Annotated in this window: 13 protein-coding genes; 9 read left to right on the forward strand and 4 right to left on the reverse strand. The window is 75.8% G+C overall.

Annotated features, from left to right (window positions below):
- The 3 genes from VM95_RS35775 to VM95_RS35785 all read left to right on the forward strand — a co-directional run.
- Positions 1-904 (forward strand): urease subunit alpha (locus tag VM95_RS35775; protein WP_045705080.1); only part of this gene is annotated, 904 nt, incomplete at its 5' end.
- Between the two features lie 17 nt (positions 905-921).
- Entirely contained in the window at positions 922-1,968 is a 1,047-nt protein-coding gene (locus tag VM95_RS35780; protein WP_045705082.1) for an agmatine deiminase family protein, read from the forward strand.
- A gap of 103 nt (positions 1,969-2,071) precedes the next feature.
- Entirely contained in the window at positions 2,072-2,671 is a 600-nt protein-coding gene (locus VM95_RS35785; RefSeq protein ID WP_045705084.1) for a TetR family transcriptional regulator C-terminal domain-containing protein, read from the forward strand.
- 406 nt (positions 2,672-3,077) lie between these two features.
- Here VM95_RS35785 and VM95_RS35790 read toward each other — a convergent pair whose 3' ends face one another.
- A complete protein-coding gene (locus VM95_RS35790; RefSeq protein ID WP_052707786.1) occupies positions 3,078-4,646 on the reverse strand; it encodes a PP2C family serine/threonine-protein phosphatase in 1,569 nt (522 codons plus the stop codon).
- Between the two features lie 395 nt (positions 4,647-5,041).
- Between VM95_RS35790 and VM95_RS35795 the strand changes: the two genes are divergently transcribed.
- The 4 genes from VM95_RS35795 (at position 5,042) to pth (ending at position 7,659) form a co-directional block, all read left to right on the forward strand.
- Positions 5,042-5,476: a hypothetical protein gene (locus VM95_RS35795; protein WP_045705086.1), complete on the forward strand. Its 435-nt coding sequence runs from the start codon at positions 5,042-5,044 to the stop codon at positions 5,474-5,476.
- Positions 5,477-5,582: 106 nt separating this feature from the next.
- Positions 5,583-6,248: a DUF3105 domain-containing protein gene (locus VM95_RS35800; RefSeq protein WP_045705089.1), complete on the forward strand. Its 666-nt coding sequence runs from the start codon at positions 5,583-5,585 to the stop codon at positions 6,246-6,248.
- Between the two features lie 92 nt (positions 6,249-6,340).
- The gene (locus VM95_RS35805; RefSeq protein ID WP_045705103.1) at positions 6,341-6,973 is read left to right on the forward strand and encodes a DUF305 domain-containing protein; all 633 of its coding nucleotides are present in this window, start codon (positions 6,341-6,343) and stop codon (positions 6,971-6,973) included.
- A gap of 101 nt (positions 6,974-7,074) precedes the next feature.
- Positions 7,075-7,659 carry an aminoacyl-tRNA hydrolase gene (gene pth, locus VM95_RS35810; protein WP_045705092.1) on the forward strand — a complete coding sequence of 195 codons (585 nt, stop codon included), beginning with the start codon at positions 7,075-7,077 and terminating at the stop codon, positions 7,657-7,659.
- 84 nt (positions 7,660-7,743) lie between these two features.
- Here pth and VM95_RS35815 read toward each other — a convergent pair whose 3' ends face one another.
- A complete protein-coding gene (locus tag VM95_RS35815; protein WP_045705094.1) occupies positions 7,744-9,246 on the reverse strand; it encodes an MFS transporter in 1,503 nt (500 codons plus the stop codon).
- Positions 9,247-9,423: 177 nt separating this feature from the next.
- Between VM95_RS35815 and VM95_RS35820 the strand changes: the two genes are divergently transcribed.
- On the forward strand, positions 9,424-9,942 hold the full coding sequence (locus VM95_RS35820) for a MarR family winged helix-turn-helix transcriptional regulator (RefSeq protein WP_045705096.1): 519 nt from the start codon (positions 9,424-9,426) through the stop codon (positions 9,940-9,942).
- Between the two features lie 42 nt (positions 9,943-9,984).
- A complete protein-coding gene (locus VM95_RS35825; RefSeq protein ID WP_045705097.1) occupies positions 9,985-10,518 on the forward strand; it encodes a GNAT family N-acetyltransferase in 534 nt (177 codons plus the stop codon).
- Here VM95_RS35825 and VM95_RS35830 read toward each other — a convergent pair whose 3' ends face one another.
- Positions 10,519-11,082, reverse strand: coding sequence for a methylated-DNA--[protein]-cysteine S-methyltransferase (locus VM95_RS35830; protein WP_063773616.1), 564 nt, complete (start codon positions 11,080-11,082; stop codon positions 10,519-10,521).
- Complete coding sequence (locus VM95_RS35835) at positions 11,079-12,602, reverse strand: DNA-3-methyladenine glycosylase 2 family protein (protein WP_045705099.1); 1,524 nt, start codon at positions 12,600-12,602, stop codon at positions 11,079-11,081. The genes VM95_RS35830 and VM95_RS35835 overlap by 4 nt, the downstream gene beginning before the upstream one ends.
- Between the last annotated feature and the right edge of the window lie 122 nt (positions 12,603-12,724).

Raw genomic sequence — 12,724 nt, forward strand, 5'->3', positions numbered from 1 at the left:
CTGCGGCGGCGGCCACGTCCCCAACGTCCTCAAGATGGCGGGCGTGCCGAACGTCATCGGCTCCTCCACCAACCCCACCCTGCCGTTCGGCCGGGACGCGCTCGGCGAACACTTCGACATGATCGTCTCCGCGCACGACCTCAAGACCGACCTGCCCGGCGACGCCGCCATGGCCCGCGACCGCATCCGGGCCGGCACCATGGGCGCCGAGGACGTCCTGCACGACCTCGGCGTCATCGGCATCACCTCCTCCGACGCCCAGGGCATGGGCCGCGCCGGCGAGACCGTCCGCCGCACCTTCGCCATGGCCGGCAAGATGAAGGCCGAACTCGGCCCGCTCGACGGCACCGGCTCCTACGGGACCACCGCGAGCGGCGACGACAACGAGCGGGTGCTGCGCTACATCGCCAAACTGACGATCAACCCGGCCATCGCCCACGGCCTCGCCCACGAAGTCGGCTCGATCGAGATCGGCAAGCTCGCCGACATCGTGCTCTGGCGCCCCGACCACTTCGGCGCCAAGCCGCAACTCGTCCTCAAGGCCGGCTTCCCCGCCTACGGCGTCGTCGGCGACCCCAACGCCTCCACCGACCGCTGCGAACCCCTCGTCCTCGGACCGCAGTTCGGCGCCCACGGCGCGACCGCCGCCGACCTGTCGGTCGCCTTCGTCGCCCAGGCCGCCGCCGACGGCGCCTACCTCGACCGCCCCGCCGACGGCCTGCCCACCCGCCGCCGCCGCGTCGGCGTCCGCGGCACCCGCGGCATCGGGCCGCGCGACATGGTCCGCAACGCCCGCGTCGGCCGGGTCGACGTCACCGAGACCGGGCTGGTCTCCCTCGACGGCTCACCGCTGCGCTCCGAACCCGCCGACAGCGTCTCGCTCAGCCGCCTCTACTTCCTCTGACCCCCTAGGACTCGACGATGACCGCCCCCACCCCCGCCGCCCTCGGCTTCCGGATGCCCGCCGAATGGCACCCGCACGAGCGCACCTGGATGGCCTTCCCCACCGCCAACCCCACCTTCGAGAGCCCCGAGCAGCTGCACGCCGCCCGCCAGGCCTGGGCCGCCGTCGCCGACACCATCGTCCGGTACGAGCCGGTCACCCTGATCGTCAACACCGGCGAGACCGAGCAGGCCCGCACGTACGTCTCCGCGCAGGTCGAGATCGTCGAACGGCCCCTCGACGACGCCTGGATGCGCGACATCGGCCCGTCCTTCCTGATCGACGGCAAGGGCGCCGTCGCCGCCGCCGACTGGATCTTCAACGGCTGGGGCGCCCAGTCCTGGGCCCGCTGGGACCACGACCAGCACATCGCCGAGCACATCGGCGAACTGACCGGCGCACGGCGCTTCGCCTCCCGGCTCATCAACGAGGGCGGCGGCATCCACGTCGACGGCGAGGGCACGGTGCTCGTCACCGAGACCGTCCAGCTCGGCGAGGGCCGCAACGCCGGCTGGACCAAGGAGGAGGTCGAGGCCGAGCTGCACGCCTTCCTCGGCACCACCAAGGCGATCTGGCTGCCGCGCGGACTCACCCGCGACTACGACGAGTTCGGCACCCGCGGCCACATCGACATCGTCGCCTCCTTCGTCCGCCCCGGCACCGTCGTCGCCCACGTCCAGCCCGACCCGGCCCACCCCGACCACGCCGTCTGCCAGGAACTCGTCGCCATCCTGCGCGCCTCCACCGACGCGCGGGGCCGGCAGCTCGAAGTCATCGAACTGCCCGCCCCCACCGTCCTGCTGGACGAGGACGGCGAGCCCGTCGACTACTCCTACATCAACCACTACGTCGCCAACGGCGCCGTCGTGCTGTGCGCCTTCGACGACCCGCGCGACCAGGAGGCCGCCGACCTCCTCGCCGAGGCCTACCCCGGCCGCACCGTCGAACTCGTCGACGCCCGCGAGATCTTCGCCAACGGCGGCGGCATCCACTGCATCACCCAGCAGCAGCCCAAGGCGCTCTGACCCGCCCGCCCCGGGCGGGAGCCACCCGCTCCCGCCCGGGTAGCCTGCTCGGGCCCGTCCGACACGCCCCCGGGCACCGCACCACCGAGGGAGAGCACGAGAGATGGCGGACCCCCGCCCGCGCCGGCCCGCGCGCCCCCGCGAGGAGGTCCTCGCCGCCGCCCGGGCCGCGATCGCCGAACACGGACTCGCCCGACTCACCATGGCCGGCCTCGGCAAACAGCTCCAGATGAGCGCCGGTCACCTGCTCTACTACTTCGGCAGCAAGGACCAGCTGCTGCTGGAAACCCTGCGCTGGAGCGAGGACCAGCTCGGCACCCGCCGCCGCGAAGCCCTCGCCGACCGCACCCGCGACCCCTGGTCCCGGCTCGACGACTACCTGCGCCTCTACCTGCCCGAAGGCCCCGGCGACCCGCGCTGGATCCTGTGGGTCGAGGTGTGGGGCCGCTCCCCCGCCAGCGCCGAGATCCGGCAGGGACAGCAGGACATCGAGGCCCCCTGGCAGGCCGACCTGGTCGCCCTCATCGACGAGGGCACCGCCGCCGGACAGTTCGCCCCCGGCCCGGCCGCCGACCGGGCCGTCCAACTGCGCGCCCTGCTCGACGGCCTCGCCGTCCCCGTCGCCATCGGCCTGCCCGACGCCCACCGGGCCGGCGCCCTCACCCAGGCCACCTCCGCCGCCACCGCCCTGCTGCGCGCCTGAGGGCGGGGGGAGGGCCGGTGGGCTGCGCCGGCGCTGCGGGCGGGGGGCGGCCCGGGCGGCGGCGCAGGAAGTCGGGCGGGCCGACTTCCTGTGCAGAGAGGTGGGCAGGGGGTGGGGCCGCCCGTCACTCGGCCCGGATGGCGGCCACCGGCCCGCCGCCGCAGCGGGCCCGGTCGCCCGCGATCCGCTGCGGCCCGGCCGGCGATCACTCCGTTGGCAGGACCGGCCGTTCGGCCTCGGCAGGCCAGGGCCGGACCTGCCGCCTGCCGCCACCGACCCGGAGGACGACCACCTGGCCGCCGCCCCATCGGGCCGCTCCTCCACGCTCCGCACGGCCCGGCCGGCGATCACCACGAACTCCGTTGGCAGGAACGGCCGTTCGGCCCCAGCAGGCCTCGGCGGCCCGTCACTCGGTCCAGACGGCGGCCGCCGTGCGGTCGTCCGCGTAGCCCTTCGCGCGGACCTGGACCTGGCGCAGGAAGTCCACCGTGCCCGGCGGGTGCGGGTGCGCCCAGTGGGAGGACAGGAAGTGGGCGACGGCCGGCTCGTCGGCGATCGGACGGGCCAGACCCGGGCTGCACAACAGCAGGATGTCGCCGGGCGTCGCGGGCACCAGCCGGAACCGGAACGGGCGCGGGTCCGGGACGGGGGCCTCCGGCACCGGCGGCTGGCCGTCCGGGTGGTGGAGCAGCCGGGCCGCGTACGCGTCGATCCAGTGGCCGGAGCGCAGCAGGTACAGCCCGCCCGGGCCGACCCCGAAGGCCGCCCGGTAGCCGGCCTCCGGATCCAGCGACACCATCAGGCAGTGCAGCGAGGCCGGGGACGGCGCGCCCTCCCCCGCCGACTGCGACTCCGGCTCCGACTCCGGCGCCAGCGCGCGCAGCGGGGCGACGGCGCCGGTGGCCAGGCGCTGGAGGCCGTAGCGGAGCCGGTCCCGGGCGCCGTCGCGCAGGTCGGCGGCGAGCCCCGCACGGCTGCGGCCGATCGCGGCGGCGAGCTGGCGGCAGGCTTCGCCGGTGGCCGTGGCGACGGCCGCCGGGTCGAGCGGCCGCTCGTCGGCGGCGCCCGTCCGGCCCAGGCTGCCGAGGACGGCGAGCAGCAGGCCGTCCGGGCCGTCGCCGAACCTGGTCACCAGCAGGGTGTCGCGGCGCGGCTCGCCCCGGAAGCGGGCGGAGTCGCCCCGGACGGAGACGGCGCGCAGCACGGTCGGGCCGTACTGGGCGCCCTCCAGCGCGGTGTCCGGGGCGAGCAGGCCGAGCACGTCCGGGTCGGCCTCCGGGACGGCGGTCGGCTCGGGCCCGTACGTCGGGGGGCGCTCGCCGACATGGGGGACGGCGGGCGCCTCGGCCGGGAGCGGGGAGCGGGCGAGGGCCTGGCGCGGGTCGGGGACGGGGGCGGAGGGGACGGGGGGTGCGGGCTCGGGGGCGGGATCCGCCTCGGCGACCGGCTCGGGCTCCGGCTCCGGTTCGGGCTTCTCCAGGGAGACCGGGGCGGGGGCCGGCTCGGGCTCCGGTTCCGCTGCGGCGGCGGGCTCCGGCGCCGGCTCCAGCTCCGGCTCCGGCTCCGGTACGGGCTCGGGCGCGGGCTCGGACTCCGGTTCGGCGAAGGAGGGCGCGGGGAACCGATGGGTGTCCGCCGGGTCGCGCGGCTGCCCGATCACGCCGAGCGCGGTCTCGAACCAGTCGTCGATGCTGTCCCCCTGCGCCGCCGGCTGCGCCACCGCCCCGGGCTCAGGCGCAGGCTCCGGCTCGACGGCCGGCTCGGGCTCCGGCTCGACGGCCGCCTCCGCCGCCGGTTCCCCCGTGCGCTGCCGCCCGATGAGCCCGACCGCCGTGTCGAACCACTCGTCGACGCTGCCGCCGCCCGAGTCGGCGTCGGGGGTGTCGGGGAGGGTGCCCGCCGGGCCTTCGTAGACCGCGTCCCACCAGCCGTCGTCCGGCCGGTGCGGCTGTGCGGGGGCACCCTGCTTGCTCATCTGGCGGCTCCTGGTCGTCCGTCCGTGATCACGCCGCCCCCGGCAGGGGCCGGGCTCGACGTCATTGTCTCCAAGCGCAACGACCGTGTCCGGGTTTCGGCGACAACCGGTCACCGAGTGGAGCATCCCGGCCATCGCCCCGACCAGCCGGTTCTCCGCCCGTCCACCGGTGGCTCCACGGACGCGTCCGGCCCGTTCCGTCCGCGTTTGCCGGATGTACCCGGAGCAGGCCGTTTCCGGTCCGTTACGGCCTCGGGGCGGCGGAAATCAAGGGCCCAGGAGGGGCATCCATTCACCCGTTCGGCTGATTAAATGTCCGCATGACCGCGTCGGCCCCCAGCTCCCCCCGACCGGGGTGGGCCGCACCGGCGGGCCGTCCCGCAGGTGCGCCGTGGGTGCTGCTCCTGGTCGTCCTGCTGACCCTGCTGCCCTGCGCGGGTCAGGCGCGGGCCCTCGGTGCCCCCGCCGTCACGCCGCCGCCGGCCGCCGCCGTCACCATCGTCACGGCCACCGGACACGACGCGCACCCGACCCTGCCCGGCCCGGGCTCCGGCGACCCCGCCGCGACCGAGCGCCAGCAGTACGCCGGGACCCAGGGGCACTGGATCCTGTGCACCGCCGACGGTGAGCCGCCGCAGCACAACGGCTGCTCCAGCCACCCGTACTGCACGCAGGACGCCCAGCTGCCGAACCCGCCGCCGCAGCCGCAGCCCGCCCTCTCGACCGTGCCGGTCCTGCCGAAGGCCCCGCCGCGCCTGGTGCCGGCCGGGCTGCGGGACGGCCCGTGCCCCGCGCCCGATCTGCACGTGCTCCAAGTGCAGCGCTCCTGACCGGAACCCACCCCGCCGGCGCCCGCCGGCGGACTCGCTCGCCTTGCCCCCCACCTCAGCAGACCCGCCGCGCCCCGGTGCCCGGCGGAGACAAGGACGACCACTCATGGGTTCCGCCTCCAAGCAGTCCAACAAGTCCGGCGGCAAGCAGGACGGCCTCGACCGCCGCGCCCGGATCGCCGAGCTGCGCGCCGTCGAGCAGCGCCGCGAACGCCGCAACAAGATCATCGCCTCGGTGGCGGCCGGCGTGCTGGTGGTCGGCGCGATCGCCACCGGCACCTGGATCGTGATGGACCAGAACCAGAAGAAGCACGACCGCGAGGCCGCCGCCAACGCGGACATCCCGGGCGTGAAGACCTTCGGCGACCTGAGCCGCAACCACGTCAAGGAGAAGGTCACCTACCCGATGACCCCGCCGGTCGGCGGCGACCACAACGCCGTCTGGCTGGACTGCATGGGCCACGTCTACGACGCGCCGGTCGAGAACGAGCGCGCCGTCCACTCCCTGGAACACGGCGCGGTCTGGGTGACCTACAACGGCAAGGCCACCCCGGACGACCTCAAGACCCTCTCCGACAAGGTCAAGGCCACCCCGTACTCGCTGATGAGCCCCTACCCGGACGAGCCGGGCACCATCACCCTGAACGCCTGGAGCACCCAGCTGATCGTCGACAGCGCCAGCGACCCCCGGGTGAACGAGTTCTTCACCAAGTACGTCCAGGGCAAGCAGACCCAGGAGCCCGGCGCCTCCTGCTCGATGGGGCAGATGTGACCGCCGCCGACTCCTCCCCCGAGGCCTCCGACGACGTCCGCGAGGACCAGGGCGAGGGCCCCGGCCCCGGCGCGGGGCGGCCGCGCCGGCGGCTGTGGTGGCCGGCCGCGCTGGCCGCCGCCGTGGCGCTCGCCCTCGGCGTGCCCGCCCTGGTCGCGAGCGGCACCTCCGCCTCCGGCTCCTCCTCGCTGGCCGTCCCCGCCGACGACTCCCCCGAAGCCGGGTTCGCCCGGGACATGGCGACCCACCACCAGCAGGCGGTGGACCTGTCGTTCATCGTCCGGGACCGCACCACCGACGAGCCGACCCGCACCCTCGCCTTCGACATCATCAACACCCAGGCCAACCAGCGCGGGATGATGATGGGCTGGCTCGACCAGTGGGGGCTGTCGCAGCACACGAGCGCCAAACCCATGGCGTGGATGGGGATGGAGCACGACTACCAGCCCCACGACGGCTCGCTGATGCCCGGTATGGCCACCAACACCCAGCTGGCGAAGCTCCGTTCGCTCAGCGGGCGGGACGCCGAGGTGTTCTACCTGCAGCTGATGATCGAGCACCACAAGGGCGGCGTCGCGATGGCCCAGGGCTACGTGGACGCGGCGAAGAACGACTCCGAGAAGCGACTCGCCCAGTCGATGGTGACCGCCCAGACCTCGGAGATGGCACTGATGACCGACATGCTCAAGGAACGCGGCGCCGCCCCCGGCGTGCCCGCCTCCTGACACACCCGACGACCCCCGGCCGGCCGGGGCGCCGCGACGGTCCCGCACCGTCCGCACGGCGCCCCGGCCGGCCGCCGTCCCACCCCCTGGAGAACCCCCGCATGACCCCCGACGCCCCCTGGCTGATCGCCGGCCTCGGCAACCCCGGCCCCTGGTTCCGGCTGACCCGGCACAACGCCGGCTTCCTGGCCGTCGACCGGCTCGCCGAGCGGCACGGCGCGCGGTTCCGCCGGCGCGGACTCGCCGCCAAGGTCGCGGAGATCGAGGTCGACGGCCGCGAGGTGCTGCTCGCCAAGCCGCTGTGGTGGTCCATCAACCTGTCCGGCCGGCCGGTCGCCGCGCTGCTGCGCCGCTACGGCGTCCCGGTCGAGCACCTGGTGGTCGTCCAGGACGACCTGGACTTCGCCTACGGCGCCGCCAAGCTGAAGCGCGGCGGCGGGCCCGGCGGGCACAACGGGGCGCGCTCGGTGGGCGACGTGCTCGGCACCCGGGACTTCGTCCGGCTGCGCTTCGGCATCGGGCGCCCGCCGAAGGGGCAGAGCGTCGGCGACTACGTGCTGAAGAAGTTCACGGAGGACGAACTCGCCGCCATGCCGGGGGTGTTGGACCGCTGCGCGGACTCCCTGGAGACGCTGGTGCGGCTCGGCCTGAACCGGGCCCAGGACGCCCTGAACGTCACCGCCTGACCGTCGCGGGGCTACTCCCGGCGCGGCCTCACCGCACGGGCGTCACCGCACGGGCGGTGGGCCTCACCGCACGGGCGGTGGGCGTCACCGCCGGACCGCCGCCTGCCGGGTCAGCGGGACCGCGGCCACCGCGACCCCGGCGAGGACGAGCAGCACCGTCCGCCCACCGGACTCGGCGCCCGCCAGGTGGACGCCGAGGACGGGCAGCGCGGTACCGAGCGCGGTGCCGAGGCTGCGCGCCATGTTCACCATGCCGCCGCCCACCGCCGAGCACTCCGCCGGGATCGCCCGCATCACCAGCGCGTTGTTGGCGGGCAGCAGCAGGCCCAGCCCGTAGCCGGCGAGCAGCAGCGGGGCCGCCACGGCCGGGCCCGGACCGGACAGCGGGAGCAGGGCGAACAGGAGCAGCCCCAGGCCGGCGAGCAGCGCCCCGGCCCGGCAGCGGGCCACCTCCGACCAGCCGCGCGGCAGCAGCGCGCCGCCGACCGTCGCGGCGACGGCGAAGGCCGCGGGCAGCACGGTCACCAGCAGACCGGCCCGGCCCACCGGCGCACCCGCGCCGGTGAGCAGCACCGGGCCGATCACCAGCGGGCAGAACAGCAGCAGGTAGCCGATCAGCGCGACCACCAGCCCGGACCGCACCCCCGGGGTGTTGACCAGGCCGGGCGCCAGGATCGGCCGGGCCGCCCGCCGCTCCTGGCGCACCAGCGCGAGCGCCAGCACGCCGGCGGCCGGCAGCAGGACGGCGACGGCCCAACCGGGCAGCGGCAGGCCGGAGGCGGCGGACAGGGCGAGCAGCAGCGCGGTGGTGGAGCCGGTGAGCAGCAGCATGCCCGGCAGGTCGAAGCGGGCCTCCCGCGGCGCGGGCCTGCGGGCGCGGCCCGTACGGGCCCCGGGCATGCGCGCCCCGGGCGTACGGGCCCCGGGCGCGCGCGGTTTCGGGACGGCGGGCGCCCGGCAGTCCCGGGTGCGCGGCAGCAGGTACCGGCCGGCCAGGATCCCGAACACCGCGATCGGCACGTTCACCCAGAACACCCACCGCCAGTCGGCGTGCTCCACCAGCAGGCCGCCGAGGCTCGGCCCGAGCGCCAGCCCGAGGCCCTGGGCGGCGGCCTGGATGCCGAGCGCGCGCCGCATCGCGTGCCCCGGGACGCCGCGCGCGACCAGGGCGACGCTGTTCGCCTGCATCATCGCGGCGCCGACCGCCTGGACGGCCCGGCAGGCGACCAGGATCCCCAGGCCGCCCGCGAACCCGGCGCCCAGCGAGGACAGGCCGAAGACGGCGAAGCCGCCGATGTACATCGTCTTGCGGCCGACCAGGTCGGACAGCCAGCCGATCGGGGCCAGCAGGGCGACCAGGACGAGCAGGTAGGCGAGGGAGACCCACTCGACGGCGGCGAAGCCCGCGTCGAAGTGACGCCCGAGGGCGGGGTAGACCAGGGCGACCACGCTGGCGTCGAGCTGGCCGAGGAAGGCGCCGAGGCAGACCGTGCCGACGGCCAGCCAGTGGGCGTGGCGCCAGCCGGACACGCCGCGCGGCCGGGGCCGCTCGGCGAGCAGGCGCGCGGCGAGGGCGGTGGCGTTCATGCCACGAATATATCGGATGCAGATATGTTCTTTCTACGATCTGATCGCCCTCCGATACGAACCGCCCCACCCCCCGGCCGCTCCCCCGTCCACGCACCGTCCACGGACGTCCACGGCCCGTCCGAGGAGCGGACACCGGCCCGGGCAGGCCCCGTACCAGGGGATACGCTGTCCGCCATGCCGTCGTCACCACAACTTCCCGGCCCCGTCGCCGAAGACCCCGACCCGGCGGTCGAACACGCCCGGCGGCTGACCGACACCGTCACCCGGCTGCGCCGTGCCCTGCGCAGCAGCATCCGCACCGACTACCCGTGGGAATCCCTGCCGATGGCGCAGGTCGAACTCCTGCAGACACTCGCCGCCGCGCCCCTGCGGGTCGGCGAACTCGCCGCCCGGCAGCGACTCGCCCCCAACACCGTCAGCGGACTCGTCGGCAAACTCCTCGACGCCGGCTTCGTCGACCGCCAGGCCGACCCCGGCGACCGGCGCACCGCCCGGATCGCCCTCACCCCCGCCGGCCGGCGCCAGCTCGACGACTGGCAGCACGCCCACGAGCAGCGCATCGCCACCGCCCTCGACACCCTCGACCCCGCCGAGCGCTCCGCCGTCGTCCGGGCCCTGCCCGCGCTGGACCGCCTCGCCCGCGCCCTCGCCCAACCCGGGAGCACCGCCGAGCCGGGGCCCTCCGCCGGATAAAACCGCTGGTCGACACGGCCACCCGGGCACTACCGTCCCGCCATGACCACCCCGGACGTGACCATCGAGCCCTGGACGGACGCCGACCTCGCGCTGCTGCGCCGGGTCAACACACCGGAGATGAAGAAGCACGTCGGCGGGCCGGAGACCGAGGAGCAGCTGCTCCTCCGGCACCGGCGCTACCTCGACTTCGTGCCGTCCGGCCTCGGCTGCATGTACCGGATCGTGCTGCCCGGCGGCGAGGCGGTCGGCACGGTCGGCTACGGCACCCGGTCGTGGCAGGGCGCGACCGTCCACGAGATGGGGTGGAACGTCCTGCCCGGCTTCCAGGGGCGGGGCATCGCGGTGGCCGCCACCCGGGCCGCCGTCGCGGCCGCCCGGCGCGAGGCCGCCCACCGCCACCTGCACGCCTTCCCCTCGGTGGACAACCCCGCCTCCAACGCGGTGTGCGCGAAGGCCGGGTTCACGCTGGTCGGCGAGACCGACTTCGAGTTCCCGCCCGGGCGGTACATGCGCAGCCACGACTGGCGGGTCGACCTGCGGGCGCTCCCGTCCGATTCGGCGGGGCGGGACTGATCAGAACAGTGTGGGGCGGGTGCCGCCGGCGCCGCCGGTCCCGCCGGTGGCGTCGGTGCCGTAGGTGCCGCCCTCCAGCTCCAGCAGCCAGCGCTTGCGGTCCACGCCCGCGGCGAAGCCGGTGAGCGCGCCGTTGGCGCCCAGCACGCGATGACAGGGGCGCACGATCAGCAACGGGTTGGCGCCCACCGCGCCGCCGACCGCCCGCACCATCCGCGGCGGCTCGCCGGCCAGCTCCGCCAGCCCGCCGTAGGTCACGGTGGTGCCGTACGGGATCTCGTCCAGGGCCGCCCAGATCCGGCGCCGGAAGTCCGTGCCCTCCGGCGCGAGCGGCAGGTCGAAGGAGGTGCGCTCGCCCGCGAAGTAGGCGGCCAGCTGGGCCACCGGCTCGGCCAGCGCCTCCGGGTCCAGCACCCAGTCGTCGGCGGGCTCGGCCCGCGCGTACTTCTGACCCGGCGCGGTCACCGTCGCCAGCGCGGCCGTGCTGCCGCCCGCCGGCAGCACGCCGCTCAGCAGCAGGCGGCCGAAGGGGCTCTCCATGGTGGTGTAGACGGTGGTGCTCATGCTGCTTCGGTCTCCGATCGGGTGCTGGTGTTCGTCGTCGCGGGGCCGGCCCACAGCCGGTGGACGGCGTAGGAACGCCACGGGGCCCAGGCCTCGGCCGCGCGGGCCGCGGACTTCGGGTCGCCCGGCGCGCCGAGCCGGGTCAGGCCGTGCTTCACGCCGATGTCGCTCGGCAGGAAGACGTCCGGGTCGGCCAGGGCCCGCATCCGCAGGTAGCCGACCGTCCACGGGCCGATGCCGGGCAGGGCGAGCAGGGCGGCGGCCGCCTCCGCCCGGTCCACGCCGCCGTCCAGGCGGACGACGCCCTCGGCCAGGGCGGCGCACAGGCCGGTGAGCGCGCGCCGGCGGGCCGCCGGCATCGCGAAATCCTCGGGGTCCGCGACCGCCAGGGCGGCCGCGGTCGGGAACAGCAGCCGCAGGCCGCCGCTCGGCTCGGGCAGCGCGGTGCCGTACTTCTCGGCCAGCCGGCCCGCCAGGGTACGGGCGGCGGCCACGGTCACCTGCTGGCCGAGGACGGCGCGCACGGCCAGCTCGTGCGGGTCGACGTGCCCGGGCGAGCGCAGGCCGGGGCGCTCCCGCACCAGCGGGCCGAGCACCGGGTCGGCGCCCAGCTGCTCGTCGACCGCGCCCGGGTCGGCGTCCAGGTCGAACAGCACGCGCAGGCGCTGGACGGCGGTCGGCAGGTCGCGCAGGTCGGCCAGCAGCAGGCGGCAGTCCAGCCAGCCCCGGGTGCGCGGCTCGTCCGGCGGCAGGCCGTCCACCTCGGCGATGCCGTGGCCGTACGGGAGCGCCAGGGTGCGGCGGTAGGTGCGGACGCCCGGGCGCGCGCCGGGGACCACCTCCTCGACGCCGGGGACGGCGCGCAGGGCGAGGAAGTCGATCAGGTGCTCGCTGTCGAGCGCGCCCCGGTAGGCCAGGCGCAGGGTCAGGCCGCCGGCCGGGGTCGCGATGCGACGGCCGGCGGCGACCTCGGCGCGCAGGCCGCTCGGGGTGCGGTCGTAGACCTCGCGGACGGTGTCGTTGAACTGGCGGACGGAGGCGAAGCCGGCGGCGAACGCCACGTCGGTGACGGGCAGTTCGGTGGTCTGGAGGAGCAGCCGGGCGGTCTGGGCGCGACGGGCGCGGGCCAGCGCGATCGGGCCGGCGCCGAGCTCGGCGGTGAGCTGGCGCTGCAACTGCCGGGCGCTGTAGCCGAGTCGGCCGGCCAGGCCGGCGACGCCCTCGCGGTCCACCACGCCGTCGCCGATCAGCCGCATCGCGCGGCCGACCAGGTCGGCCCGGTGGTTCCACTCCGGGGAGCCGGGCACCGAGTCGGGGCGGCAGCGGCGGCAGGCCCGGAAGCCCGCGCCCTGGGCGGCGGCGGCACTTGGGTAGAAGCGGCAGTTAGCGCGCTTGGGGGTCACGGCGGGGCAGCTCGGGCGGCAGTAGATGCCGGTGGAGGTGACGGCTGTGAAGAAGACCCCGTCGAAGCGGGCGTCACGGCTGTCCACAGCCCGGTACCGGATGTCGTCGTCGATCACGCTGTCCAGTCTGCGCTACCGGGGTGGGGAGTGACTGGCGGAATTCGGACACTGCCGTGCGGGGAGCGGCGGGCCGGACCTGGCGCGTCCGCGTGGGGTGGGCGGCGGGGTCGGGGCGGGTC

Source organism: Streptomyces rubellomurinus (genome assembly GCF_000961885.1).
Classification (GTDB): Bacteria; Actinomycetota; Actinomycetes; order Streptomycetales; family Streptomycetaceae; genus Kitasatospora; species Kitasatospora rubellomurina.